Below are 25,439 nucleotides of genomic sequence, written 5' to 3'. Positions count from 1 at the left end.
TCTCCAAGGAAAACTCATGATTACTGTGCACCATCTACAAAAGTCTCGTTCCAAGCGCGTTTTGTGGTTACTCGAAGAACTCACCATGCCTTATCAAGTCGTCGTTCATCAACGCGATCCGGTGAGTAATTTAGCACCACCAAGTTTGAAAAAAATCCACCCTCTGGGAAAAGCGCCGATTATTGTTGATGAGCAGCGAACTCTATGTGAATCGGGAGCCGTGATGGAATATCTGTTAGACAAAAGCGAGCAACAAGCGCTTCGCCCCACGAAAGACAGCCCAGACTATTACAGTTACGTGGAATGGCTGCATTTTGCAGAAGGCTCGCTCGCCTTACCGGTGATCACTCACCTGCTGTTAGGTTTAGAACAACGCGATGCAAGTCAGCCTTTAGACTCTTACATTGGCAAAGAACTCGCCGTTGATTTTACTTATATTGAACAACATTTAAGCCAGCAGCCCTACTTTGCAGGCCAGCAGTTCAGTGCTGCCGACATTATGATGACAATTGTATTAGAAATTGCCGACAGCCAAGGCTTACTGCAAGAGCGAAGCCATACCCAAGCTTACCTTGCCAAAGTTCAGCTACGCCCCGCTTATTTAAAAGCAGCAAAACAAGGATAATTGACTGGAGCGCGGCCCGACAAGCTTGAGAGCCTTAGAGGCCCAATGAGGCCGATTTATGGCTTGTAGCCACTGGCGCAGAACGCTGTAAATTTACTTTTGGGCGAGACTTTGTCCGCTGCCAAAAAAAACGGTCAGCCTCCCGTTGGGCCTGCGCTCGGCTTACCCCAATGTCAGCCAACTGATCATCACTCAGCTTTGCCAAGGCCCGACGGCTACGTGCGAGCATTTGATAAGCAGCTAGTGTTTGCTGTAAACGGTGAGCCAATAAACGAGCTTGAAATAAGGGTCTCATTGCATCTCTCCTGTACTTTGATGATGACCCTTTCAGTATAAAATTCAGTCACCAAGCATGACAGATTCAGATAATTTTTATCTTTACATGACAGAACCACAAAATGGCCATCTGTAATGCTTTTCATCCATCTATCTGTCATGTTCTTCTACTTATTTTTGCTAATCTGTACTTAGACATGTTATTACTGAGCCCTGCAGAGGAGGAGATAGGATGACCTTATATCAACAATTTGCCCACGAACTACAAATACAGATCACGCAAGACTATTACCCGATTGGGCAAAAGCTGCCGTCAATCCGCGAAATGAGTCAACGACGCGGCGTGAGTATTTCAACCGTTCAAGAAGCTTACCGCCTGTTAGAAGACGCTGGTTTTGTGCATAGCAAATATAAGTCCGGTTACTACGTGAGTCCGCGCCAACAAGAACAACCCTTGCCTTCGCTGAGCCAACCCGAACAGCGCCCTGTGCTAATTGATAACTGGCAGCAGGTATTAGATCTCACCATGACCGAAAGTAACGACCACTTTCTGGCGCTTGGTCGAGGCTCACCGGATACCACTGCGACAACCCTTAAGCCCTTAAAGCGCTTGATGACCGAGCAAATTAAAAACAACAGCAAACAAATATTTAGCTGTGACAAAGGAAATGGCCTGTATAAACTTCGGGTACAGATCGCACGCTTAATGCAAAACTCAGGCTGCCATATCCACCCCGATAACATTCAAATTACCGCTGGCTGCCAAGAAGCCTTGTCCTTAAGCCTAAAAGCTCTCACCCAACCCGGTGACATTGTTGCGATAGACTCTCCTAACTTCTACGGCTCGATGCAGGCCATTCAGTCAAATCAGCTCAAAGTTTTAGAAATTCCGACCCACCCCGAAACGGGAATTAGTCTGCCCGCTCTCGAGCTTGCGCTAGAGCAATGGCCAATTAAGGTACTACAGCTGATCCCTAGCTCAAATAACCCGCTGGGTTATCAGATGCCCGAAAAAAATAAACTCAAACTCCTTCGCTTGGCAGAAAAGTATGACTTCGCCATTATTGAAGATGACATCCTCGGGGATACGGTGTATCAACACCCTCGGCCACGCAGCCTTAAATCTTACGATAGTAACGAGCGAGTGCTGTTTTGTTCTTCGTTCTCAAAAACCATCGCCCCCGGTTTACGAGTGGGCTGGGTTGCCCCCGGACGTTTCGGTAAAATGCTCACCCACTTAAAATTTGTAAGTTCCTTAGGCGCCAATAGCCTACCGTTATTGGCAGTGGCCGATTTTATTGAACAAGGGTATTACGAAAAACACCTCCGCCTGGCCAAACAACAGTACCAAAGCAATCGAGACCTGATGCTACAGTGGCTCAAGCGCTACTTCCCCAAAGGAACCAAAATCAGTCGTCCGCAAGGCGGGTTTTTCTTGTGGGTCGAACTACCAGAACAAATCAATGCCGAACAACTGAATGAACGCTTAAAACCATTACGCATTGGTATCGCTCCGGGAAACTTGTTTTCGGCAGCCAATAAGTATCAGCACTGTTTACGCCTCAATTATGCCAACCTTCCCAACGAGCGAATAGAGCGAGCCATCGAAACTATTGGTAAACAAGTTCAATTGATGTTGCAGCAAGCCTAAACTTGCGCAGGATCTGCGCTCCCTCACCAATCAAAATTGGCGCAACTTTATCAATTGCGGTCACCAGCACGAAGAGGCAAAAAGTTGCTCGAGTCCACATGATTCAAATAATCAGTAGCATTCCATGCCCGAGCCAATTCTCTAATGCTAAGATATTACAAATAACAAGAGCCTGCGAAATAGCTGTAATCCGTAAGCTCTCGATTAATTTAAGCATCCTGTTATTTGATTGTTATTAGCCGAAGCGATAACTCGTATATACGCCATAGATAGCAGCTAACGATCAAACAACAGAGACCAACTGTAATCCTTATCAACGGACTAAGTATAAATAGAGGGATTTAAACATGTTACGTACCGTATTCATCAGCTTATTATTATTTGGCTGCGGCTCTTCAAGTATTGCAGTACTCGCGGCAAATTGTGGCAGTGGCGGCGGTGCCAGTGTTTGTTTAGCGGCCAGCCCCAGTGCCGGAGCAATCGCTCTTAATTGGACCATTGAAGGAACCGTAAGCAATCTTCAGCTTTATCGCGATACCGACGCCGACCCCAGTGGCCGAACGCGCATAGCCACCCTAAATACTACAACCACCAGCTATAGCGATAACACCATACAACTCGCCAGCCCTTATTATTACTGGCTCAAATTCACCGCCAACGGTCAGCAGTATAATTCAGCCGTAGCCAGTGCCACCACTTACAATACAGTCTGTGGCGAATACCTGTGCTTAAATGCCAGTGCCAACAACGCAACCATTGATTTAAATTGGTCGAAGGCTGGAGAGGTATCGAGTATCCAACTGTATCGCGATACAGATGCCGATCCCAGCGGCCGAGTGCGGATCGCTAGTCTTAGCAATAGCGCACAGACTTATGTCGATCAAGATACCAGCGCGGGAACCACCTATTACTATTGGATCAAATATGGTTTAGCGGGCAGCCAATATAACTCGAATACCGCACAAGCGACGGCTAGCGGGGCAGCCAGCTGTGCAGGGGAAACCAGCGGCGTTATCGCCAATCATATTTACTACGTATCCCCCACAGGAACCAGCTGGGCCAATGGCGACAGCTTCAACTCAGCCTTAGATTTTACCAGTGCACTGAACTTAGTCGGTGCAGGCGAAATGATCCTGTTGCAAGCTGGCAGCTACAACATTCCTTATACCAGCGGCGTTGCCAATACCATCACTCTCGCCAAATCGGGACAGGCTGGCGCACCAATCAGTGTGGTGGCAGCCAATTGTGGCCGTGCGATTATCGATTTCTCTTTTCCCGAACAGCAATGGGTACAAAACTCCTATGGCTTTGCCTTAAATGGTGATTATTGGTATTTCAAAGGCATTGAAGTGACTCGTGCTGGCTATCAAGGGGTTTATGTAAAGGGTAAACATAATACTTTTGAAAACTGCGCTTTCCACCACAATCGCAATACTGGTTTAGAAATTAATAAAGGGGGGGCCTATACCACGGTGATTAACTCCGATGCTTATCGTAATTACGATCCTAAAAAGGATGGTAGCATGGCTGATGGCTTTGGCCCCAAGCAAACCCAAGGGCCGGGCAATAAGTTTATTGGTTGTCGCGCTTGGGAAAATTCCGACGATGGCTTTGATACCTACGACAGTGATGAAGTGGTGATTATCGAAAATAGCTGGGCTTTTCGTAATGGCGTTGACGTATGGGGCTATGGCGGCTTCTCCGGCAACGGTAATGGATTTAAATTAGGCGGAAATTTTAAGGCGGCCAATAATCGGATCAGCAACTCCGTCGCTTTTGGGAATCCGCTGAAAGGTTTTGACCAAAACAACAATGCTGGCGGAATCACACTGCTCAATAACACCGCCTATGATAACGGCATTAATTTTGGCTTTGGTAATTCCCTCAACGATGGCGAGACGCACATCTTCCGCAACAATATATCCTTATCTAGCAGTGAGAATATTAGCAATGCCGACCAGCTGGCGAATTCATGGAATGGCGGTGTATCGCTCAGCGCGGCAGATTTTCTCAGCCTGGATCTTTCTTTAGCTACCATGGAAAGAAATATCGATGGCAGCTTAGCCGATAACGATTTATTCAAACTGAAATCAGACAGCGACTTAATCGATGCTGGCGTTGACGTAGGTTTACCCAGCTTAGGCCTTGCACCAGATTTAGGTGCTTTTGAGAAGCAATAAACATCTCGGTGGATGTGGCGAATAGGCCGCATCTGCCGAACAGAGCCACTCGGGTAGCCCCTATTCAATCCCTCCCTTACGACCAACAGCCCCTATAAACAAACTCATCCCAGTAAACAAAAATGCTCGAGATTTATTATCGTTCGATATGACCTGTTTGGATCGATAGTTAGTCAACATTTACGCGCCTTCAGGTCGATGTTTCATAGGTGAAAAATCACTTCCCTTAGATGCTTTGGCAAACCGTATTTGGAATATGAGATCATAGATTGCGATCCATTACTGGTTAAATTTTTATGCGGAATACAATTTTTTCCATCAAGCTGCGCCTGTTACTTCTGATGTTCGTATCCTTGTCAGCCCTCTTCATTACAAACTTCGTGCATTATTCTACAAACATTCAAAATAACTATTTAATCGTCACTCTTGGTCTTTGTTCGATTGCCATTATTTTGGCCTTTATTCGATTTTATCTAAGCTTGGTCGCCCAGATCAGACAAGTCCGTCAACAGCTAGAAGAAATGAATCTCGGCAACTTTTCTGTAAAGAGTGAACCTTTCGAAAAGGGAGAATTCGCTAAAATCACCCAAAGCGTAGCCTTGCTCAGAGAAACGATTCGACAAATTTTGTGTGACTCAATGGCTTTACTAGATCAAGCGCATCACGATGGAGAAACATTTCACACACTAGGAAATAGTTGTAGTGCGCAAATTCAATCACAACAAGAACAAATGGAGCTACTCGGCTCAGCGATGACTCAAATGTCGGCGACCATTGTGCAAATCGCATCAAATGCCGAAGTGGCCGCCAATAAAACTCAAAACGTAAGTGCCAGCGCTCAAAACGGTAGCCTTATTATGCAAAAAATGGCCGAAGGAACCAAAGAGGACGCGGCGCATATTCATTCATCCAGTCAACATGTTGATGAACTTAACAGCGGTGTGATTCAGATTAATGAGATGACTAAGATGATTGAAGATATTTCCGAACAGACTAACTTGTTAGCCCTCAATGCGGCCATCGAAGCGGCAAGAGCAGGAGCCCATGGAAGAGGTTTTTCTGTGGTCGCAGATGAAGTACGAAACCTAGCTAGCCGCACCCAACAATCGACGCATCAAATTCAAAGTACCATCCAAACTCTAAACTCGAAGGCTAAACACTCGCTAAATGCGATGCAAATCATTGCCAGTAATGTAGAGCAAGCCGTTAACGCCATTAATAATCAAGCGACTGAAATAAAATCTATTTTTTCTGATGTGGTTGAGGCTAGTGACATGGTCACGCAGATTGCCACCGCAGCAGAGCAACAGACAACCGTCACCGAAGAAATCAATACAAACGTTGTGATGATCAACAACTCATTAGCCGAGATTGGCAACGCAGTACTAAAATTAGCGAACCAGAGCACAAGCCAACGAGATGAGTCTCTACAATTAAGAACGCGTTTGGCTCGTTTCAGTCTTAATGTTCAAAAAACCACATGAGGGTAGTTGCTTTGTAATTCACAGAATTAAGGCAGCTTGAGTATCAACGTCAATATTTTAGTGAGGCTAAAATCGTTTAGTTGTATCCGACCAAAACTGGTTAACTTGATGCGACTTCCCCTTGGCTGGTATATCGAGTTTTAAACTATTAAACTAATTAGACAGCCATTCTAACTATCCAAAAACTAATTAGACAGCCATTCTAACTATCCAATGAGCATAAGTCGATGTCATCAACTCAAATCAACTTTGAAGAGCCAACTTGTTCTTAAAAACCTTACATACTGGGGCGTTAATCAAAGCTTTAGTCAATGCGAAGCGATTCATGAGGGCGAAAAACGTAGTGATTCGAGATATGCTAAATACCTACTCTGTCGACAAAAAATCAGACCATAAATTACTTACCCAACATCAAGCCAGCGTTTAGCAGCTGCCATACCTTTAATTCGCTGTTGCTTATGCTGGTGTTTGTAACGTTCTAGCGAGTGACCGGCGCCCACCACGCTGGCGAAGTGATGCTCTAAGCCCGTGCTCAAGGCTAACCAGCTTTCTTCATCGATTTGTAAGCGCTGTAAAATGGGCGCTTGTGCATCATCGATATACCCACGTTTATCTTCTCTGATAACGCGGCCGGTGAGCTCCACCAGTTGCAGGTAGTCTTGGAGCTCAAAGGGTAAACCTTCGGGCATGGTTTCTCTGGGGTTACCGACAAAAGGCATTAGCGGCTTGGGTTGCTGACCTTGTTTGGCTTGCTGAATGCGCTGTTTGATACTGGTGTGGTCCGAGGTTTCAGGCGTACTTGCCATATTTGAGCGAACCGGGTTTAAATCCACATAGGCCATACAGGCGGCAAGTGCTGCTTCATCGAGTAAGGCTTGTGATTTAAAACGGCCTTCCCAAAAGCGCCCAGTGCATTGGTCTTCTTTATTGGCGGCTCGAGCAATATGTTCATTTAAATGGCGCATAAACCAGCTTAAATCAAAGAGTCGAGTCCGATACACTTCGGCGGTGGCGTGAATGGCCTGTAGTTGCACCTCACTTAACTTTGGACGTAACTCAGAATTGAGATACATTTGAGTCAGTAAGGTGCCTTGGTGCAAAATATGCCAGCGCTCTAAGACTTCATCCATTGACCAGGCTTCGGCTTTGGCCTTATCGATGTGCAATACCACATGAGTGTGATTACTCATAACAGCATAAGCACAGACATCAATGGCAAAAACCGCGGCAAGTTGCAGCAAATAATCTTCCACCCACTGGCGGCGGTGCTCATAGCTCTTGCCCGTTTGCTTGTCTTCGCCGCATAAAAAAGCCCGCCGAACACAGCGGGAAACACAGTGATAATAAGGTGTATCCGATAAGCTCACTTGCGACTGTCTGGACCGAGGCATGGCAATAACTCCCTAAAACCAACTATTGATATTTTAGATTATTATCATTTGGCTAGTTGGGATGGCTGTCTTGTTATTTTTTTTATTTTTTGTTCAGCTCACCCTCTCTTTAAGTAAAAAGGTGTCTGGCTTCTTTCAGAAATTTCCTCACGCTCATGCCCTTGCCTTTCACTAGACCTTAGCGTTTAATCATCAGATAGTTACTGGATAGTCAGCCCCTATAGTGGGCTTTCAGCGCATTTATCCTTACTCATTCAGGCGAATTTTCCGCTAACGCTCAACGTAGCCCCATAACTTGGCCTAGTGTGCCCCAATCAAGAGTTTACAATCGTATGAAAATTTCATTAAAACCGATGAATGATGAGTCATTCTCGAAGTATCAAAATATAATGATCCCTGCTTATGCAAATGAAAATGTTCAATCTGGCCGTTGGGATAAATCAGGAGCATTAGAGAGGTCTAAAAACGAGTGTTTTAATCTTTTACCCGAGGGATTAAAGAGCAAAAATAATTACTTATTTGATGTGATAGAAAACACAAGTGGTGATCATGCTGGCTATATTTGGGTTAAAGTTGAAGATCAAGCGAGTAGCAAATCTGCTTTTATATATGACGTTGGTATATATGAAAATTATCGTAGAAAAGGTTACGCAAAATCTGCACTTCATTTAATTGAAAAAGTCGTCGCAGAGCAGGGAGTCACGAGCATAGGGCTGCATGTTTTTAATCAAAACACTGGTGCCCAATATTTATACAATAGCATCGGTTATCAAATGGTTAGTCACAACATGCGTAAAATCATCAAGCCATAATTGGGTTGCCAAAGGGAGCTAGCCCCCTAAATGCGGATCAGAAATAAAAGGGGTCACTGTCTGAGCGGCTAGAATAATCAACAATTTTATATTTAAAAGCAATCACTTAAATAAAATCATCTTTTACGATCAGCTTCCATAGAGAGTAGTTTTGCTTTGCGCTGTCCCCCCCAACGATAGCCTCCGAGCTGACCATCTCCGCGTAGTACTCGGTGACAGGGGATCAATATTGCAATATTGTTAGCACCACAGGCGTTAGCCACCGCACGAAACGATTTTGGTGCATTGATACCTTCCGCGACTTGTTTATACGATACCTGTTGTCCGTCTTCGACACTCATTAAAAATTTCCAGACGCTTATTTGAAATGCGGTACCGCGCAGGTGTAGCGGTAAGTCGGGCTTTGGTCCTTTGCCGGCAAGGTGACTCTCCAGGGCTTCAATCCACAAGTCCAACTCATGAGACATATCTTCAGGGCTTGCTACCAGCTGCGCATTGGGAAACTCACGGTGCAGTGTTTGTAGAAGATGCGTTGCGTCGTCGGCTAAGTGCACAAAGCATACGCCTCGCTCGGTGGCGGCCATCATTAACTGACCGAAGACGGTGGTCCTTAAGGCAAATGAGATGGTGAGGTTTTTGCCCCCGTCACGATAAGCAGAAGGTGTCATACCTAGCTTTCGGTTGACTTGCTCATAGACTCGGCTGGTTGAACCAAAACCCGCTTCAAATATCGCATCGCTGATACCGCCCCCTTTTTTAAGTGATTGCTTTAATCGATTGATGCGGATGGCATTCTGAAAAATCTTGGGCGACACGCCAAACATGGCCTTGAACTTACGTTGTAAGTAGCAAGGACTAATCGCTGCTTGCCTAGCCAATTCTTCAAGATTAAGCGCTTCGTCGGCATCGGTTTCGATTCTCTGAGCAACCTGCACTATACGTGCATCTGTATCGGCCATGATTCTATATCCAAGGGAGCTGTTTGCCCTCATCATATCCCATGGTCTATTTCGCAGCCATCCGATTCTTGCGCTTTCAAGTGCGCAAGAATCGGAGCGTATAACTTAATTTTTCCTCGTAAGCTGTTCATCAATACATTGATTACAAGGAATAATTTATGGCGCTTATTACACCAATACGTCCCGACTTTTTATTGAAAGCACGAAATGCAGGGCTCGACGATCAAAACCAAGCGGTCGTATTTAAAATTGCTGAAGGCGGTGAGCCATGTCGCGATATTTTACGCAGGGCCCGTGCTGGGGAAAAAATTATTCTTGCTAGTTATTGTCCGTTCGGCGCTCCCGGTCCCTACAAAGAATATGGGCCAATTTTTATTCGTGCTCAAGCAAGCGATGAACAACCAGATCTGACTCAACTCCCATTGCCAAGCGGCAAAGATACCGACTACTTGGGGCAAAACTTTGTACTAAGAGCCTACAATCGTGGCGAAGAAATTGTAGATGCCGAACTGGTTAGCCCAAGTAACGCTCAGCTCGTGCTGGATAATTTTTTATCCAATCCTGTTGTCGAGTTTGTGCTGCTAAGATTTGCGGCATATGGATGCTACGCCCTTAGAATTGAACGAGATTGACAGGCCCAAGAGCAACCTGACGACAAAAATAAGTCATCGATACCATCTATATATGGAACCTAGATTTAAACCCCATCTTAAAAAAGCTTTATGATGGGAGCTTGGTAATTTTTGAAGTTTGATGGCTTATAGATGTATGACAATAAAAAAGCCAAAGCCTCATAAATTGAGGGTACCTGGGAGGCTATTAAGCCCCCAACTCGTTTAATTGCTGGTTGGCATCTCGGTTGCTAACCACGCCATAAATACTTTTAAACGAGCTAATTTGGAAGAGTGCGGGTCATAGACCATATAGCGCTTCACTGGGTAAGGATGAGCAAGTTTAAAAGGAATCACTAGCTCGCCAGAATCAAGCTGACGCTGGCATAAATAAGGCACTGCTAGCGTAACACCATGACCATTTACAACCGCGTTTAACGCCATATCGGTGCTTGTTACCTTGGTCCATTGCTTATGCTGCTCATACTCCGTAATACCGATGTGATTAAACCAGCTTTTCCAATCATAAGCGCCTGGGCTTTCCAAAGTGACAAGCCAAGTAGAAAGCAGATCGATAGGAGAGTTTAACGGCAGTTTTTTCGCTAATTGTGCAGAACATATTGGATATACATCTGTTTGACCCAAATAATCACACGCAAGACTATCTGGCGTATATTCAGCGACTTTACTGCCAAAACGTATAGCCAAGTCAATATGTGCTTGTTTCAAGTCTTCAAAATGAGGAGAAGACACAACGCGAATTTGTATATCTGGATACTGCTCAGAAAAACACTGCAATCGTGGCATAAGCCACAGCGAGGTAAAGGCTTGGGTTGAGCTAATCGTAAGTTCACCAGCGATAACTTCTTGGCGAACTTGGCTTAAACCTTGATTGATAATCCCGAGTGCTTTTTGAGTATGTTCGAATAATAACTGTCCTTGTTGACTTAACACCATCTGTCTGCGTTTACGGATAAACATGCGCCCGCCTAGCGCCTGCTCCAGTTGTCGCATTTGTTGGCTAACAGCCGCTTGAGAAATACACAGCTCAGTCGAAGCTAAACTATAGCTTTTATGTCTGGCTGCACATTCAAATGTGACTAACAGATTGATATTTTTAAACAAAACAGATAAACCCAGGGTTAACGGCAGCAGGTATTATAAGCATGACTTATATTACAAGTCGATTCATATTGTTGGTACACATTCTCATTTTTCTGAATAATCACCTACAACAGCATCACGATAGCGACCACCAATAAAGGATATGTAAGATGCAAGAATTTAAACTTCTGCACCAACAAGCGCAGCCACTTTTAATCGCAAATGTGTGGGATGCAATCAGCGCAAAATGTGCACAAAATGCAGGATATCAAGCTTTGGGAACGTCCAGTGCCGCTATCGCTGGCCTGCTGGGCTACGAAGATGGTGAAGAAATTCCTTTTAAAGAATTACGATACATTGTCTCGCGTATTAAAGCAGCGAGTTGTCTTCCGTTAACAGTGGATATTGAAGCGGGATTTAGTCGAGATCCTAAAATCATTGTCGACAATATTCAGCAATTGCTTGAGCTTGGTGTTGTCGGTATCAATATTGAAGACAGTCGAGTCGGCGCAGACAGAACCTTGGTTGATACCAGTGAATTTACCAAGCTACTCGCTGCTATTTGTTATCAATTACAGCAACGTGAGATAGATGTATTTATTAATGTACGATGTGATGTCTTTTTACTAGGTATAGATAATGCCGTTGCAGAAGCAGTAAAACGGATAGCATCTTATCAAAGGACTGGAATTCATGGACTATTCTTTCCTTGCCTGAGCCAAATTGATGATATCAAAACAATCGTCAAAGCTGCGTCACTCCCGATCAATGTAATGACAATACCTGAATTACCTGACTTCGAGGTATTAGCAAGTTTAGGAGTGAAACGTATAAGCATGGGTAACTTTGCCCATCAAGCTATGCATAAAAGACTACAACACCAATTACTTGAGATAACAGAAACAGGAAACTGGCAGTCTTTATTTTCTCAAGACAAGTCGCTGTCGATGTGACTTTAGCTATAGCATTTTGTTTAAGGGGCAGACACGGTGCAACAGATCAATATTCAGTATTTCAAACATCCTTATGCGGAGTTTCTTCTCGGTTCGTATCAAGGTCAGCTTTGTTTGTGCGACTTTCGATATCGCAAAATGAGAGCGTCTGTTGATAAACGCATTCAGCTTGGTCTGAATGCATCATTTACAGAACAAAACGACGATATTTTGGAATCAACCAAGACTCAGCTTGAACAATACTTTCTTGGTGAACGTCGCGTTTTTGATATTCCCCTATTGCTGATAGGTACAGATTTTCAAAAGTCGGTATGGGGCGCATTAGAAAAGGTGAAATACGGTCACACCGCCACTTATCAAGATTTAGCTCGTTCAATTGGAAATGAAGCGGCAGTGAGAGCTGTCGGTAATGCAAATGGCGCAAATAGTTTGGCGATTATCATTCCTTGTCACCGTATTATTGGTTCTCAAGGTATGCTGGTAGGTTATGCTGGCGGATTGTCATTAAAAAAACGTCTTTTATCGTTAGAGCAAAATCTCTTCATTTAGCTTAAAACGCTACGAATAACAAAGCCTCTGTTTACATAAAAAGCATCCAGTTTGCTTAATCCCCGCCACCGTAGTGTCCTTGCCATTCGCTAGTCGCCAGCGTTTAATCATCAACGTTTTATTAAACGGTGACCTTCCTACAGAGAACGTTCAAATAAAGCGGGCAGATACATTTTATCTATCTGACCCGGATGTTTGCGCCCCCCTGCTCTGCGACCGCGAATGCCTCGTTACCCTTCGCCCGGTGAGCATTTCCATTTCCTGTTTATAGATATAAGCCCTGTTATTCTAAACTGCTCACCACCGAACGAAGCAGGAAAAGATCATGAAGCCGCTTAACCCGCAAGAGCTTTAGTCACTTAAATTTCTTGCCGTATTTTCTACTTCCGTTTTATACCAGCCTTAAAACTTGTTGATCGATCCCCCCAAGCAGTGATCTCACCAATACGGTTTTCATCGTATCAAGCCGCTATCTCATCACCAAACAGTCATTCCGCAGCCGAAGCAAGCTGTGTTAGCATCACCCTATAAACCCTACCAAGGAATCATAGATGGCGAATAAAACACTTAAAGTGATTGTAGGCTCACTTAATCCGGTAAAAATTGCTGCCGTTAAAGAGGCCTTAGCGCTTTATTACCCGGAGCAGCAGATTGATTGCCAGGGCATGCATGCCCCTTCTCTGGTTGCAGAACAGCCCATGACCAGCCAGGAGACTCGCGATGGAGCAGTGAACCGACTTCGCTATTGTCAGCAACAACAAGATGCTGATTTTTATGCGGCCATCGAGGGCGGTGTCGATTTGTTTGAAGATGGTCCAGCTACCTTTGCTTATGCGGTGATTGCCGATCGACAACAGATGTCGGTGGGACGTGGGGCCAATATGCCCTTGCCGGCGTCGGTTTATCAAGCTCTTGCTCAAGGTGACGAACTCGGCCCGTTGATGGACAAGCTTTTTAATACCACCAACATTAAGCAAAAAGGAGGGGCAATTGGCCTGCTCACCAACGGATTAGCGACCCGCCAAGGTAATTATACTCACGCGCTGATCCTCGCTTTAGTAAGCTTTGCTCATCGTGAATTATTTAGCAACGAATAAAGTGAAGCTGCCTACCCGCCAGCTAACAGAGTGAATGACGGTAGGCAACCACTTAGGCGTTTAGCTAGCTTTTCGCTGGACGCCGAGTAAAGCCAAGGCCGATGAGGCCCGCCGCCATTAGCCAAGCACTGGTAGGCTCGGGTACCGTGCTGGCAGGTTTGAAGTCGACTAAGTACATCATATCGTCATAGTCATCATCGCCTAATACGCCAGCTGATTGAAACTCATAGGGAAGGTCTTCCCAACCAATCAAAAAAGCATTGCTAAAACTGTATTCCAGCACTTGGCCACCAATTTCCAAGAATTTAGTGATGCCGTTAAGCTCCGGCATGGCAAAGGTCATCATATGATCCCAACCGCCATTAAGCTGATTTTCTGAATAGTAAGTGGTTTGGTTATAGGGCCCACCTTGCTCTAAATACCACGCAAACTCGCCAACCAGATCAAACGCTGCACCGCTAAAAGGATTGAGTGAAGAGCCATCACCAGTAAAACCAAACTGAGGATCGGAAGGCAATAAGGCGAGCTTATCTTGGCCTTTTCCCTTGTCGGTATAAACCCCCAGAGTATTGTAGTTCCCTGCCGTTAAGCCGATTAAGGCAATGTTATGCTGCCCCTGACCAATAAACACTTGATCATCGGCAACAAAGCGTGCGTCGAGGTCGGCATTACTGGTATAAGAGGTACCCAACAACACATTTGCGGCATCAAATAGATCTGGCACACCATCGTTATGATCGTTCGCGGTGGGGATCCCATTGGCCTGACCATTATAGTGGTCATTTAGCACATGATCGGTAAATGGCATCGCCTGAGCACCAAAGTGCAGCAGCGACAAGCTGATTAATATTTTTTTCATAAAATTCCCGGATGTATTATTTATATTTTTTATTGAACTGTTAGCGCTGGTGACAATAACGTCACTAATTTTTAAGTGCCACAAGCAAGTGTTCGATTTGTGAACACAGGCTGGCTTGAGGTTTGAAAGCCGCAAAGCGAAACAATAGGTTGACAATTTTCTACAAGTGTATACAGTGGCAAACATTAGAAAATCAGTCTATTTTTTGAACTCTGCTTTGGTTGCCTTCATTTAACCTTCGTTCCGTCGTTTTAAATTCCAGCTTGTTTTTCCAATTGAGAGCATCGACTCTGCAACATGGTTTGTCACCAAAACGTCATACAAACCACTTATAAGTCAATGCGCAACCACTCTTGCTCGCCAGCCTAATTTTACTCGGCGTAACAGCCGCAAGAGACCATTTGAGCGACTCGCAACGCGAGCGCATTTAGCCTAACAACCTTGAGAGTTATATCTGAACTGCATCAACAGAACATTTCATCTAGTGCAAGGTTATTGGCCCCGAATTAAAGAGAGCAATAACGATGAGTCAAGACTCAAACTCAGCAACTAGCAAATCAGCGCAGCAATATGCGAATCCAATCCCTGATCGCGAAGCGATCATCGCCCTACTCGACCAACACGGTGAAGCCCTCACTCGCGAAAAAATCGCCAGTGCATTAGGGCTCAGTACCGACGATGACTTAGAAGCACTGCGCCGTCGCTTAATCGCTATGAGTCGTGATGGGCAGCTTCACAGTGATCGTCGCCGAGCCTATTGGCCGGTGGACGACAGCGAACTCGTCACCGGTACGGTGATTGGTCATAGAGAAGGCTTTGGCTTTCTAAAATGCTCTGGGCGCGACACTGATTTTGTGCTGCATAGTAGCCAAATGGCCAAGGTATTTGATGGCGATGTAGTGCAAGCTTTACCCAATGGCTTTAATAACCGAGGTCGCGAAGAAGCTCGCATCATCAAAATCCTCGAGCAAAATACGCACCGCATTATCGGCTGTTTAAAATCGCAAGATGGCCAACACTATGTTGAACCAGAAAACCAGCGGATCACCCACCGTATTGAAGTGCCTGTCGCTCAACTCGCCGGTGCGAAGCTGGGTCAATATGTGATGGCCGAGCTTATTAGCTATCCCTACAAGCGTAATAACGCCATGGCAAAAATTACCGAAGTAATCGGTGACCCTATGGCACCCGGTATGGAAATTAACGTGGCGATCCGTAGCCATGAGATCCCGCATATCTGGCCAAAAGTGGCGCTAGAGCAAGCAAAACAAATGGCCAGTGAAGTGAGCGAACAAGACAAGCGCCATCGTGTCGATCTGCGTACCACCCCCTTTGTAACCATTGATGGGGAAGACGCCAAAGACTTTGATGACGCCGTATTTTGCGAACCCGCAGCCGAAGGTAGCTGGCGTTTATTAGTGGCCATTGCCGATGTATCGCATTACATCCACCCAAACAGCCCCTTAGACGAAGAAGCACAAAAACGCGGCACCTCAGTGTATTTTCCGGGGCATGTGGTTCCGATGTTGCCAGAAGCCATCTCCAACGGTCTGTGCTCATTAAATCCGCATGTGGATCGCCTCGTCATGGTTTGTGAGATGAATATTGACGCCACTGGCCAACTAGCTAACTATCAATTTTTTGAAGCGGTGATCCACTCTCACGCTCGGCTCACTTATAGCCAAGTGGCTTGTATCTTAGAACGCAGTGACAGCCGCAAAGGTATCCGTTTAAGCGAGCACTATCGAGCGATACTGCCACAGCTACACGACTTACACAGCTTGTACGCAGTACTACGTGAGGCTCGAAATGAGCGCGGTGCCATTGACTTTGAAACCCAGGAAACCAGCTTCAAATTTGATGAGCAACGAAAAATAGAACAGATCGTACCGGTGGTTCGCAACGACGCTCACAAAATAATTGAAGAATGTATGCTGTGCGCCAACGTCGCCACTGCTCGCTTCCTAGAGCAACTCAAACTGCCAGCCTTATACCGGGTTCACCAAGGCCCTAAAGAGAAGAAACTCACCAGCTTGCGGGCTTTTCTTGGCGAACAGGGATTACAATTGGGCGGTGGCGAAGCCCCCACCCCTGCAGATTATAATCGCTTACTAAACAGCACCAGTGAGCGCGCCGATGCGCAAGTGATCCAAACCATTCTGCTACGTTCAATGAGTCAGGCAATATATAGCCCCGAAAACCAAGGTCACTTTGGCCTAAACTTTGACGCCTATGCGCACTTTACGTCGCCCATTCGTCGCTATCCCGACCTATTGGTCCACCGTGCGATCCGCTCGGTGATCCGAGCCAAAGAGAGCGGCGGTTTACTACGCCGCGCCTTAAAAAGCATGAGTGGTAAAGGCTTAGATCCCGTTCGCCGTATTGCTGGCGCACCTAGTTCGGCACCAAAGGTCAACTATCCCTATCAAACGGAGCAAATGTTGATCTTAGCCGAGCATTGCTCGCAAGTCGCTCGTCGTGCCGATGCCGCCAGCTGGGACGTAGATGCCTGGTTAAAATGCGAATATATGCAAGACCGTGTGGGCGAATGCTTTACCGGTATGATCAGTGGCCTGAACAACTTTGGTTTATATATCGAGCTGCAAGACAGCGGTGTCGAAGGTGCGCTGCATGTTTCTGCGCTACAAGGTGATTTCTATCATTTTGATGCCGCTAAACAGCGTTTAACCGGAGAGAATAGCCGTAAAAGCTATGCCATCGGCCAACAAATCCAAGTGAAAATAGCTCGAGTCGACATGGAGCAACGTAAGATTGAACTGGTGCTTGCCGAACAACAAGGCCAAAGTAACAAGCGTAAGTCGAAGGCCAAATCGAAGGCAAAAACCAAATCGATAAAAGCCGCCTAAGGCGCTGCTTTTCTGCATATTTTGGGGTTACGCTGATCACTAAATTAAGCGTTCCCCCAGTCCTCTGACGCGAGTCATTATCGCGTTTAGCCGTGGGCGCATGGCACCGGAATCTTGCACCTCACTGAAAAAAGTATTCAAATGCAGTCGAGATACGCATTTGAAAACCAGAATTTAATGATTAAATTTTGACTTGAGAGCTTAAGCCAAACAATCATACAAGCGCATTAATTTCGTTTTTCTTCTGTCTGTGGATGACTCGTAAGCCAATTGTTATCCGCATTTGCTTCAATCAATTCCTTAATTTCGACCGTTTTATAATACCCGTAATGTACAAATGGATCTTGATTTACAAGCGCCGTTGCCTCTTCAATGTTCTGCACCATTAAAATTTGAATGGCTGAATCATTGTCGGTAAAAGGTCCGCATAAATGAAGCTTGCCTGATGCATCAAGTTGCTGTAAATGCTTGATATGTGCAAGTAACAATTGCTCACTAAAAAGGTCTTTATTTTTATCTGAAAGAAACGCCACAAATTTACGCAATTGTTATTCTCCGACCTGTGGTTAAAAATTGAGGTATTGCCAGCCCTTATCAGCGAAATAGTTTGCCTCGCCAATCCATCCACTCTAGACGCTTGTATGAAGTATCGCTGCGAATTGGAATCTGAGCCAGTGTATTTTTTAAAACTATCCCCATCAACCCAAAACAAAAAGAGCAACACCGATGCTGGTTCAGAGACTGTCGTATAAATATAAATTAATTCTGTAGTTACATTTACAGTATGGAAATGATTCATCGTTGTCGATTCGAAATTGTAATTTTATTCAGAACCGTACAATGGGTTTTCCCATTGATTTAACGAGTCAGCGGGTGAATCGCCAGTAAAAAATAACACCCAGTATCTAAAATCATCCCCTAATCCCACGTATTAGCTAATTTTGGGGCCATGATACTGCATTAGAAAAACTGCTAGCCGATAATTTCAATATCTTGCGCGGCGCACCATTCCCGCAAGGCTAATTCAGTATGCTCTGCTTCAAATTGATACCATGCTTCAATTTTTTCGGCGTGTTCCAGCACAAAATAAACAACGATATAATACTAGTTAGGGCAAGTCCCAACTTAACCTTCATAATATGGTCGGCAGCTACTTGAAGTGTTACACTGGCACAATTCAACATAAAGTCGCAGTTATTATGCGGTATTTTAAGGACTTCACTTTACCATTGAAATCATTCTTTTTACTGTCGTTACTTTTGTTAGTATCTTGCAATGAAGAATCTAGACCGAGCATAAAGCTCAGCGGAGATGAAGCAATGCAGCTACAACTTCTTTTTGAAGAAGAGGGAATTTCGTTTGAAGTCGATCAATCTGGTACCATAACATACAGCTATGAAGATCAAGATATAGCAACCGAACTAGTCTTAAAAGTATTCAACGAAAGAGAAAAAGCTAATACTCCTAGTTTCATATTTGCTGAAAAATCAGTACTTGAAGATTTCATTTCTTATTATGAAGCAGCAGGAGTGGATCTTGACTCACTCATATATGTAGAAGAACGCTCGCTCACTTGGAAAGAAGGCAAAGCGTCTGAAGTTAAAGGCTTAATAAATAACTACTTCAATGCAGAAATATTAAAGTAAGATCTTGTAACAAACCCAACACAGAAAATAAGCTTAACCTGCAGTAAAGAATTCGTCGAAATTTACTAGTAGTAACTGTTAAGGTCGCCCCTTTTAAACAACACCAAGATACCTCCGTAACTCAATTCTACATGCAGGTGTACCACCATCCCTTAATGCACAAGCACCATATTCAGTTGTGACAGACTCTAAACGTTCAGGAACTTCACGAGAATATTTATTTTCTATAATAGAAATTATATAATTATTCCCTACCTAATGTTCAGACTCATCAAATTCTGTAATAATTTTATATCCTCACATCTATTTTTTGCAGTAACCAATAAAATCAGGTAGGCCAACCGCCACGCTAGGGTATGGAACTTTAGAAATATCGAGTGCAAAATCAGTCAGCCAAACATAAATCAAAGAAAGACTCAAAACTACCGTCATTAATTCCACTATCCCTAACAACCCAAACTACATAATTAGGATTTTTAGACAAGCGACTTACTAGTTCCTCATTTTCCAATAAAAATTTGTACCCACTCTTTGTTGAGACAACTAAACGACTAATTTGATCTCAAAATCGACCAACAAAGGCACTTTTGCAAGGAGGATGGGCTTCATAATAAAGACCGCTTTCATAATTTATACCTATATGGCCAACTTCATTTAGACCATTAATTAAGCTTGGCCTAGTACCATAATAACCAAATAAAAAATAACTAAGAAAAGAATAATATTTTTATCATAGCTACCACTAACGAACGAAGTATGGGCATCCATGATAAAAACTGCTAGCCGATAATTTCAATATCTTGTGCAGTGCACCATTCCCGTAATGCTAGTTCAGTATGCTCTGCTTCAAATTGATACCATGCTTCAATTTTTTCGGCGTGTTCCAGCAATGCTTTGAACCTTGAATAGGCGCCTTTATGTCGAAAAATCGAACGGACACGGTCATACTCTGACGGCAAGTATTGCTGCACAAAGTCAAAAACCAGCTCGGTACCTAAAGCTAGGTCATTCTTATCAGGAATCGCTAGATATTTCTCATCATCAATATCATCGGGCAACGCCTCTTCGTTATCGCCAAATTCAGAGTAAAAATAGCTTTTACCAGATACTTTGCAAATATATCCTTGATGTTCGAATGGCGAGCCAAAGTTGACCAACTCAAACAAATCCAAGATATCACTGAACTTAATCGCCATTCTGTTCACCTCCTGTTTTCTATTGAGCAGCTAAGGCCTTTACGAGGATAACATAGCTTTTTTCGCGAAACAGAGGATACTGCGTAAAAATTATACAAGAAGTATCCAACCACGCTTGCAGAAACTGGCTTTAGCGACGCTTATCCTTGTTTCTCTGTGCGAAGCACGTCAAAACCAGAGCCAATGCTATGCGCTGACTAAAAGTGGTCCACTTAGGAATATCACCATTTCAAGCCACAACACCATTCCCGCCCCTTATTCTGGGAACCGTACTGTGGATACGATCGAAAGTGTTTGATTAGAGCTCAGGCCAATTGCTTATTGGCCCACGCCAATTTTCGTAGGCCTTCGCCAATGCAATTACTTTTAGGTCTTCAAACCGTGGGGCCACAATCTGTAAGCCAATCGGCATCCCACTGTTAGAGAAACCACAATTGATCGAGGCGGCGGGTTGCTCTCCCATATTCCATGGCACGGTAAACGCGATATGCTCAAACGGTTGCTGAGGATCGTTGGTTGGTGACGCCCATTCTGCCGGATAAGAAACATTGGGATTCACCGGAGAAAGCACTGCGTCAACTTCGGTGAAGACCTCCGCACAGCGGTCTCGCATTGCCAAAGTAGCATCGAAGCCTTTCACTACATCCAGCGGACTGGCGTCTGCCCCCGTTTTTGCCCATTCATAAATATAAGGAAGTATCGATTGGCGCTTCTCATGGCTCAGTTCTAGCATGCTTCCCCAGAAACGGCTGCGCCAAAATACGTCTAAGCCATCTAGCCATTCCCTTTTTAGAACCGGATCTATTTCAACGATTTCGGCACCCTCGCTGGCAAATCGTTGAGCCGCTTCAAGCACTGCGGCTTTCACTTCTGGCTCCGCTTCAATGCCGCACCCCGCATCTAAGAGCAAACCGATTTTCATCCCGCGAACGTCTGCAGGCGGAACATTCCAATCCAACGCTTCGAACTTAAGCGAAGTGGCATCTCGCCAATCTGGTTTTGCTAAAGTTGGCATGACCATCACCGCATCATCAACTGTTTTGGTCATTGGGCCTGCTGAACGCCCCGTATAATAGGGATAAATTGGAATTCGCCCAAGGCTTGGCTTAAAGCCAAACAGTCCGGTCCAGCCAGCAGGAAGGCGAACTGAACCACCGATATCGGTCCCAATATGCAATGGCCCGAAACCTGCTGCTCCCGCCGATGCGGCCCCGGCCGAAGAGCCTCCTGGGTTTTGAGTTAAGTCCCACGGATTACGGCTCAGATGGTGAAAGGTTGACAAGCCAGACGATAACATGCCGTAGTCCGGGCAAGTGGTCTTGGCAAAGATGATCGCACCGTCTTCTTTTAGACGTGCTGCGATTGGGGCGTCTTCGCTTGCTGGGGCTTTATCTGATGCTGCCGTCCCCATCGGGATTGGATCACCTTGGGTGGCAATCAACTCTTTCACGGTAACAGGTACACCGTCGAGCGGACCAAGCGTTTCCCCCTTAAGCCAACGCAGAGTCGACGCTTCCGCCTGTTGCATGGCTTGTTCAGGCTTATAAGCATAAAGTGCGCAAACCTGTGGCTCTATTTTTTCAACCCGCTCAATCAGCCAGCGCATATATTCGGAAGGCGTGGTATCGCCATTGGCATAAGCCTGTAAGAGGGCGCGGGTGTTTAACTTTGAAAAATCGATCATCTTACGAAATCCATCTAATATTAATAGCTTAAGTCGAAAGGTCTTGGCTGCTAAGCGCTCAGAGAGCCATTGGATCTTGCCGACACTTTTTTCGACCAATCTGTTTAAGCGTGGGTTCGGCAGACAGCAGTCGTTTGGTATACGCTTCACGAGGATTATCGAGGACCTGCCGAACCGGGCCGATCTCGACCAACTGGCCGGATTGCATTACAACAACGCTATCGCAAATTTCATCAACAACGCCGATATTGTGAGTAATAAACAGCACCGATATACCGTGCTTATCGCGCATGCTCACAAGCAACTTTAGGATCTGAGCTTGCACCGTCAGATCGAGGGCAGAAGTAGCTTCGTCTGCGACGATTAATTTAGGCTTGGTGATCAGTGCCCGCGCAATGGCGATACGTTGCCGTTGACCACCAGAAAACTCATGTGGATATTTGTCCATGTCGTCAGCGTTTAGACCCACCTCTTCAAGCAGCGCTGCGATACGCGCCCTAAGCGCGTTACCTTTTGGGGCGTTTTCTTCTAGATGAAGAGGTTCAGCGATGATCCGAGATATTTTATGCCGCGGGTCCAAGGACCCATAAGGATCCTGAAATATCATTTGAAAACAGGCGCGCAGGCGGCGTAACTTGGCTGAGGTAAGCGCAAAAATATCTTGGTCTTCAAACAGCACATTGCCATCGCTAGGCTTATCCAACGCCATCACGATACGAGCAAGGGTTGACTTGCCTGAGCCACTTTCGCCAACCACTCCAAGTATTTGTCCCTTTTCAAGGGACAGCGATACATTGTTAAGTGCTTTCACACTGCTATCACCAAGCTTGAACTCACGTGTAAGGCCAATAATTTCAAGAATTTTTTTGCTCATGCCTTACCTTCTGAATTTGGCGTGGTGATTTCAAGCCCCACTCGCACCCGTTGTGGCAAGGCAGAGAGAAGCTTAACGGTATACTCATGACTCGGCTCTCGTAACACCCGTTCGGTTTCCCCTTGCTCCATCTCATTGCCGCGATACATCACCAACGTTCGGTCGGCGATACGAGCAATCACCCCAAGATCATGAGAAATCAAGATCAAGGCAATCCCCAATTCACTCACTAGATCGTCAAGAATGTCCAAGATCTCTGCCTGCACGGTGACATCGAGGGCGGTTGTTGGTTCGTCTGCAATCAACAGATCCGGTTTAAGTGCGAGCGCAATCGCAATCCCAACACGCTGGCGCTGCCCGCCAGACATTTCGTGAGGATAACAATGCATTTTCCGCTTAGCATCGGGGATCCGCACCATCTCCAGCAGGCGAAGCGCTTCCGCACTTGCTTCTCTACGACTGAGATGACGGTGCAACCTTAGGCCTTCGGCAATCTGGCTTCCTACTTTCATCGCAGGATTGAGCGCGGTCATTGGTTCCTGAAAAATCATTCCAATTCGAGAACCACGCAATGCACACAGCTGCCGCTCGGTCATCCTTAAAATATCTTCGCCCTTGAAAAGGATCTCGCCAGAAGCCCTTGCAGTCTTAGGAAGCAAACCAATTGTGGCCAGCGATAATACTGATTTTCCGGAGCCGCTCTCACCAACAATTCCCAGCGTTTCACCTTTGTTGAGCGACAGATTGATGCCATGCACTACTTCATTTTCTTGGCCATCGCCATTTTGAAAACTCACCCGAAGGTCTTTAATATCGAGCATCATGTTGATTGCCCCCTTCTCGGGTCCGTAAGATCGCGTAGCCCGTCACCCAACAAATTAAGACCCAGTACCGCGGTACAAATCGCCAAACCAGGCACCAACACCAGATGAGGGGCGATAGAAAGATAAGTCTGCGCATCTGCCAACATGCGTCCCCAACTCGGCGTGGGAGGCGCGATGCCGAGGCCAAGAAATGACAAGCCAGCCTCGGTCAAAATGCCGAGGCCCGTTTGAATTGCCACTTGAACAATAATTTGCGCCGCAATATTCGGAATCACGTGTTCAATGGTGATCCCGGTATTGGTTTTACCAGCCATACGCGCCGCAAGAATGTAGTCTCGAGCCCATATTTGTAATGCTGCGCCACGGGTCACACGCGTAAACACCGGGATCATAAACAGTGCGATGGCGACAATCGTGGTGGTCGGTCCTCCACCAAGAATTGCTGCCAGCAAAATCGCTGAGAGTACTGGAGGAAAAGCAAATAACACATCATTCACGCGCATCACCAGCGATTCAAATCGGCCTCGTTTACAGGCCGCTGCCACACCAAGCACTGTGCCAATCAACCCGCCGATAGTAATCGCCGAAAAAGCGATCCCAAGAGACACCCAGGCTCCAGCCATAATCATCGACAATTCGTCACGCCCAAAATGGTCAGCGCCGAGCAAACCACCCACTCCCGGTCCTTTCAAACGATTCATGATGTTGATCGCCGTAGGATCGAATGGTGTCCAAATTTGACTAAGGATGGCTGCAATCACAAGCACCGTGGTAATCGAGCCACCAATGATCAGCGACCAAGGAAGACGTTTCATCGGCGAGTCCTCAGTCTTGGGTCAAGTACGGTATACAAGGCATCAACAATAAAGTTAATAATCATCACAATGGCGGCAAAGAATAACACCACATTTTGAATTACAATCAGGTCACGTTGTGCCAGCGCTTGGTAAGCCAGTGTGCCCATCCCCGGTAGACTAAACACATTTTCTACGAGTACAGCTCCAGCGATTAAAACCGAGATTTGCATCCCCAACATGGTCACAATAGGGATCAGGGCATTGGGCATGATATGCCGCCAAAGCGCTTGGTTTGGCGTTGCGCCTTTGGCTCGAGCGGTGCGCACAAAATCCTCATTGGTCACCTCTATCACGGCAGCCCGAGTGACTCGAGTGAGTACCGCCGCCTGCGGAATTGCCAATGCAATGGAAGGGAGAATTAGCGCCTGAAGCGCAGCCCAAAAACCCGCCTCCCAGCCAGGAAAACCACCCGCGGGAAACCAACCAAAACTGAGTGAGATGCCAAGGATCAGTAATAGGCCGATCCAGAAATTGGGAACTGCTATGCCAATTTGCGAGAATAAGGAAGCGAAGATATCAACTATACCGTTGGGTTTTGCGGCAGCAATCACCCCCAAAGGCAGTGAAATCAGCACCGAAAGAAACACCGCCAGCCCAGTCAGCGGCAGTGTCACAGTGAGTCGTTCACCAATCAGCTGCGCCACCGATGTAGAATAAGTATAAGAGTTTCCCAAATCTCCATGTAATAAACCGACCAGCCAGTTTACATAGCGAACCAGAAATGATTGATCTAATCCCAACTGGCTTCGGAGTGCTTCTAATGTATCGGGCGCTGCAGACATACCGAGTATGATTTCAGCAGGATCCCCTGGCACAGCTTCCATCACTAAAAAAATGACAAAAGAGACCACCAGCAGGGTGACGATTAACCCTACCAGCGATTGCATAATATGGCGCATTGGCTCTCACCTTTGAGTGTATGTTGCTCGCTGTTGACTGC

General features: G+C 45.7%; 23 protein-coding genes. 11 read left to right on the top strand and 12 right to left on the bottom strand.

Going from position 1 to position 25,439, the window contains the following annotated elements; genetic code table 11:
* The first annotated feature begins 16 nt into the window (after nucleotides 1-16).
* Entirely contained in the window at nucleotides 17-625 is a 609-nt protein-coding gene (locus ACRRSY_RS05340) for a glutathione S-transferase family protein (RefSeq protein ID WP_432464493.1), read from the top strand.
* Between the two features lie 34 nt (nucleotides 626-659).
* Here ACRRSY_RS05340 and ACRRSY_RS05335 read toward each other — a convergent pair whose 3' ends face one another.
* Complete coding sequence (locus ACRRSY_RS05335; protein WP_432464492.1) at nucleotides 660-920, bottom strand: DUF1127 domain-containing protein; 261 nt, start codon at nucleotides 918-920, stop codon at nucleotides 660-662.
* 213 nt (nucleotides 921-1,133) lie between these two features.
* Between ACRRSY_RS05335 and ACRRSY_RS05330 the strand changes: the two genes are divergently transcribed.
* The 3 genes from ACRRSY_RS05330 to ACRRSY_RS05320 all read left to right on the top strand — a co-directional run bounded on the left by ACRRSY_RS05330 (nucleotide 1,134) and on the right by ACRRSY_RS05320 (nucleotide 6,216).
* Entirely contained in the window at nucleotides 1,134-2,552 is a 1,419-nt protein-coding gene (locus ACRRSY_RS05330) for a PLP-dependent aminotransferase family protein (RefSeq protein WP_432464491.1), read from the top strand.
* Nucleotides 2,553-2,899: 347 nt separating this feature from the next.
* Nucleotides 2,900-4,732 carry a right-handed parallel beta-helix repeat-containing protein gene (locus tag ACRRSY_RS05325; RefSeq protein WP_432464490.1) on the top strand — a complete coding sequence of 611 codons (1,833 nt, stop codon included), beginning with the start codon at nucleotides 2,900-2,902 and terminating at the stop codon, nucleotides 4,730-4,732.
* Nucleotides 4,733-5,028: 296 nt separating this feature from the next.
* Nucleotides 5,029-6,216, top strand: a complete 1,188-nt coding sequence (locus ACRRSY_RS05320) for a methyl-accepting chemotaxis protein (RefSeq protein ID WP_432464489.1) — start codon at nucleotides 5,029-5,031, stop codon at nucleotides 6,214-6,216.
* 401 nt (nucleotides 6,217-6,617) lie between these two features.
* Here the strand turns inward: ACRRSY_RS05320 and ACRRSY_RS05315 are convergent, their stop codons facing one another.
* Nucleotides 6,618-7,607: a transposase gene (locus tag ACRRSY_RS05315; protein WP_432464488.1), complete on the bottom strand. Its 990-nt coding sequence runs from the start codon at nucleotides 7,605-7,607 to the stop codon at nucleotides 6,618-6,620.
* Between the two features lie 332 nt (nucleotides 7,608-7,939).
* Here ACRRSY_RS05315 and ACRRSY_RS05310 point away from each other — a divergent pair, with 332 nt between their 5' ends.
* Nucleotides 7,940-8,419 carry a GNAT family N-acetyltransferase gene (locus tag ACRRSY_RS05310; RefSeq protein WP_432454199.1) on the top strand — a complete coding sequence of 160 codons (480 nt, stop codon included), beginning with the start codon at nucleotides 7,940-7,942 and terminating at the stop codon, nucleotides 8,417-8,419.
* 116 nt (nucleotides 8,420-8,535) lie between these two features.
* Here ACRRSY_RS05310 and ACRRSY_RS05305 read toward each other — a convergent pair whose 3' ends face one another.
* Nucleotides 8,536-9,378, bottom strand: a complete 843-nt coding sequence (locus ACRRSY_RS05305; protein ID WP_432454200.1) for a methylated-DNA--[protein]-cysteine S-methyltransferase — start codon at nucleotides 9,376-9,378, stop codon at nucleotides 8,536-8,538.
* A gap of 158 nt (nucleotides 9,379-9,536) precedes the next feature.
* Between ACRRSY_RS05305 and ACRRSY_RS05300 the strand changes: the two genes are divergently transcribed.
* Nucleotides 9,537-10,010, top strand: a complete 474-nt coding sequence (locus ACRRSY_RS05300; RefSeq protein ID WP_432458826.1) for a DUF1203 domain-containing protein — start codon at nucleotides 9,537-9,539, stop codon at nucleotides 10,008-10,010.
* 204 nt (nucleotides 10,011-10,214) lie between these two features.
* On the opposite strand, the gene ACRRSY_RS05295 is transcribed toward ACRRSY_RS05300, so the two are convergent.
* Complete coding sequence (locus tag ACRRSY_RS05295) at nucleotides 10,215-11,114, bottom strand: LysR substrate-binding domain-containing protein (protein WP_432454202.1); 900 nt, start codon at nucleotides 11,112-11,114, stop codon at nucleotides 10,215-10,217.
* A 149-nt stretch (nucleotides 11,115-11,263) separates the two neighbouring features.
* Here ACRRSY_RS05295 and ACRRSY_RS05290 point away from each other — a divergent pair, with 149 nt between their 5' ends.
* From ACRRSY_RS05290 to yjjX, 3 genes are all read left to right on the top strand, one after another.
* Nucleotides 11,264-12,046, top strand: coding sequence for an isocitrate lyase/PEP mutase family protein (locus tag ACRRSY_RS05290; protein WP_432464487.1), 783 nt, complete (start codon nucleotides 11,264-11,266; stop codon nucleotides 12,044-12,046).
* 36 nt (nucleotides 12,047-12,082) lie between these two features.
* The gene (locus ACRRSY_RS05285) at nucleotides 12,083-12,595 is read left to right on the top strand and encodes a methylated-DNA--[protein]-cysteine S-methyltransferase (RefSeq protein ID WP_432464486.1); all 513 of its coding nucleotides are present in this window, start codon (nucleotides 12,083-12,085) and stop codon (nucleotides 12,593-12,595) included.
* A 551-nt stretch (nucleotides 12,596-13,146) separates the two neighbouring features.
* Nucleotides 13,147-13,692 carry an inosine/xanthosine triphosphatase gene (gene yjjX, locus ACRRSY_RS05280; protein ID WP_432454205.1) on the top strand — a complete coding sequence of 182 codons (546 nt, stop codon included), beginning with the start codon at nucleotides 13,147-13,149 and terminating at the stop codon, nucleotides 13,690-13,692.
* Nucleotides 13,693-13,756: 64 nt separating this feature from the next.
* On the opposite strand, the gene ACRRSY_RS05275 is transcribed toward yjjX, so the two are convergent.
* Nucleotides 13,757-14,551, bottom strand: coding sequence for a PEP-CTERM sorting domain-containing protein (locus ACRRSY_RS05275; protein ID WP_432454206.1), 795 nt, complete (start codon nucleotides 14,549-14,551; stop codon nucleotides 13,757-13,759).
* Nucleotides 14,552-15,075: 524 nt separating this feature from the next.
* Between ACRRSY_RS05275 and rnr the strand changes: the two genes are divergently transcribed.
* Entirely contained in the window at nucleotides 15,076-17,418 is a 2,343-nt protein-coding gene (rnr, locus tag ACRRSY_RS05270; protein ID WP_432464485.1) for a ribonuclease R, read from the top strand.
* A gap of 227 nt (nucleotides 17,419-17,645) precedes the next feature.
* Here rnr and ACRRSY_RS05265 read toward each other — a convergent pair whose 3' ends face one another.
* Nucleotides 17,646-17,963, bottom strand: a complete 318-nt coding sequence (locus ACRRSY_RS05265; RefSeq protein WP_432454208.1) for a YciI family protein — start codon at nucleotides 17,961-17,963, stop codon at nucleotides 17,646-17,648.
* 774 nt (nucleotides 17,964-18,737) lie between these two features.
* Between ACRRSY_RS05265 and ACRRSY_RS05260 the strand changes: the two genes are divergently transcribed.
* On the top strand, nucleotides 18,738-19,064 hold the full coding sequence (locus ACRRSY_RS05260; protein WP_432454209.1) for a hypothetical protein: 327 nt from the start codon (nucleotides 18,738-18,740) through the stop codon (nucleotides 19,062-19,064).
* Nucleotides 19,065-19,843: 779 nt separating this feature from the next.
* Here the strand turns inward: ACRRSY_RS05260 and ACRRSY_RS05255 are convergent.
* The 6 genes from ACRRSY_RS05255 to ACRRSY_RS05230 all read right to left on the bottom strand — a co-directional run bounded on the left by ACRRSY_RS05255 (nucleotide 19,844) and on the right by ACRRSY_RS05230 (nucleotide 25,398).
* Entirely contained in the window at nucleotides 19,844-20,260 is a 417-nt protein-coding gene (locus ACRRSY_RS05255) for a UPF0158 family protein (RefSeq protein WP_432454211.1), read from the bottom strand.
* A 298-nt stretch (nucleotides 20,261-20,558) separates the two neighbouring features.
* A complete protein-coding gene (locus tag ACRRSY_RS05250; RefSeq protein WP_432454212.1) occupies nucleotides 20,559-21,944 on the bottom strand; it encodes an amidase in 1,386 nt (461 codons plus the stop codon).
* 58 nt (nucleotides 21,945-22,002) lie between these two features.
* Nucleotides 22,003-22,818, bottom strand: a complete 816-nt coding sequence (locus ACRRSY_RS05245) for an ABC transporter ATP-binding protein (RefSeq protein WP_432454213.1) — start codon at nucleotides 22,816-22,818, stop codon at nucleotides 22,003-22,005.
* Nucleotides 22,815-23,642, bottom strand: coding sequence for an ATP-binding cassette domain-containing protein (locus ACRRSY_RS05240; RefSeq protein WP_432464484.1), 828 nt, complete (start codon nucleotides 23,640-23,642; stop codon nucleotides 22,815-22,817). The genes ACRRSY_RS05245 and ACRRSY_RS05240 overlap by 4 nt, the downstream gene beginning before the upstream one ends.
* A complete protein-coding gene (locus ACRRSY_RS05235; RefSeq protein ID WP_432464483.1) occupies nucleotides 23,639-24,457 on the bottom strand; it encodes an ABC transporter permease in 819 nt (272 codons plus the stop codon). Before ACRRSY_RS05235 ends, ACRRSY_RS05240 begins: the two co-directional genes overlap by 4 nt.
* A complete protein-coding gene (locus ACRRSY_RS05230; protein WP_432454216.1) occupies nucleotides 24,454-25,398 on the bottom strand; it encodes an ABC transporter permease in 945 nt (314 codons plus the stop codon). The genes ACRRSY_RS05235 and ACRRSY_RS05230 overlap by 4 nt, the downstream gene beginning before the upstream one ends.
* Nucleotides 25,399-25,439: the final 41 nt, after the last annotated feature.

The sequence above is a fragment of the Agarivorans sp. QJM3NY_33 genome (assembly GCF_050870865.2).
Taxonomy (GTDB): Bacteria; Pseudomonadota; Gammaproteobacteria; order Enterobacterales; family Celerinatantimonadaceae; genus Agarivorans.
Note: the sequence above shows the minus strand (reverse complement) of the source record. Positions and strands in the feature narration are given on the sequence as shown.

What these genes read in the sequence shown, in the direction of transcription:
- ACRRSY_RS05300 (WP_432458826.1), top strand. Translation starts at nt 9,537, where the DNA reads ATGGCGCTTATTACACCAATACGTCCCGACTTTTTATTGAAAGCACGA.
- ACRRSY_RS05320 (WP_432464489.1), top strand. Translation starts at nt 5,029, where the DNA reads ATGCGGAATACAATTTTTTCCATCAAGCTGCGCCTGTTACTTCTGATG.
- ACRRSY_RS05305 (WP_432454200.1), bottom strand. Translation starts at nt 9,378, where the DNA reads ATGGCCGATACAGATGCACGTATAGTGCAGGTTGCTCAGAGAATCGAA.
- ACRRSY_RS05275 (WP_432454206.1), bottom strand. Translation starts at nt 14,551, where the DNA reads ATGAAAAAAATATTAATCAGCTTGTCGCTGCTGCACTTTGGTGCTCAG.
- ACRRSY_RS05315 (WP_432464488.1), bottom strand. Translation starts at nt 7,607, where the DNA reads ATGCCTCGGTCCAGACAGTCGCAAGTGAGCTTATCGGATACACCTTAT.
- ACRRSY_RS05245 (WP_432454213.1), bottom strand. Translation starts at nt 22,818, where the DNA reads ATGAGCAAAAAAATTCTTGAAATTATTGGCCTTACACGTGAGTTCAAG.
- ACRRSY_RS05240 (WP_432464484.1), bottom strand. Translation starts at nt 23,642, where the DNA reads ATGATGCTCGATATTAAAGACCTTCGGGTGAGTTTTCAAAATGGCGAT.
- rnr (WP_432464485.1), top strand. Translation starts at nt 15,076, where the DNA reads ATGAGTCAAGACTCAAACTCAGCAACTAGCAAATCAGCGCAGCAATAT.
- ACRRSY_RS05340 (WP_432464493.1), top strand. Translation starts at nt 17, where the DNA reads ATGATTACTGTGCACCATCTACAAAAGTCTCGTTCCAAGCGCGTTTTG.
- ACRRSY_RS05250 (WP_432454212.1), bottom strand. Translation starts at nt 21,944, where the DNA reads ATGATCGATTTTTCAAAGTTAAACACCCGCGCCCTCTTACAGGCTTAT.
- yjjX (WP_432454205.1), top strand. Translation starts at nt 13,147, where the DNA reads ATGGCGAATAAAACACTTAAAGTGATTGTAGGCTCACTTAATCCGGTA.
- ACRRSY_RS05330 (WP_432464491.1), top strand. Translation starts at nt 1,134, where the DNA reads ATGACCTTATATCAACAATTTGCCCACGAACTACAAATACAGATCACG.
- ACRRSY_RS05235 (WP_432464483.1), bottom strand. Translation starts at nt 24,457, where the DNA reads ATGAAACGTCTTCCTTGGTCGCTGATCATTGGTGGCTCGATTACCACG.
- ACRRSY_RS05335 (WP_432464492.1), bottom strand. Translation starts at nt 920, where the DNA reads ATGAGACCCTTATTTCAAGCTCGTTTATTGGCTCACCGTTTACAGCAA.
- ACRRSY_RS05290 (WP_432464487.1), top strand. Translation starts at nt 11,264, where the DNA reads ATGCAAGAATTTAAACTTCTGCACCAACAAGCGCAGCCACTTTTAATC.
- ACRRSY_RS05325 (WP_432464490.1), top strand. Translation starts at nt 2,900, where the DNA reads ATGTTACGTACCGTATTCATCAGCTTATTATTATTTGGCTGCGGCTCT.
- ACRRSY_RS05260 (WP_432454209.1), top strand. Translation starts at nt 18,738, where the DNA reads ATGCAGCTACAACTTCTTTTTGAAGAAGAGGGAATTTCGTTTGAAGTC.
- ACRRSY_RS05255 (WP_432454211.1), bottom strand. Translation starts at nt 20,260, where the DNA reads ATGGCGATTAAGTTCAGTGATATCTTGGATTTGTTTGAGTTGGTCAAC.
- ACRRSY_RS05230 (WP_432454216.1), bottom strand. Translation starts at nt 25,398, where the DNA reads ATGCGCCATATTATGCAATCGCTGGTAGGGTTAATCGTCACCCTGCTG.
- ACRRSY_RS05310 (WP_432454199.1), top strand. Translation starts at nt 7,940, where the DNA reads ATGAAAATTTCATTAAAACCGATGAATGATGAGTCATTCTCGAAGTAT.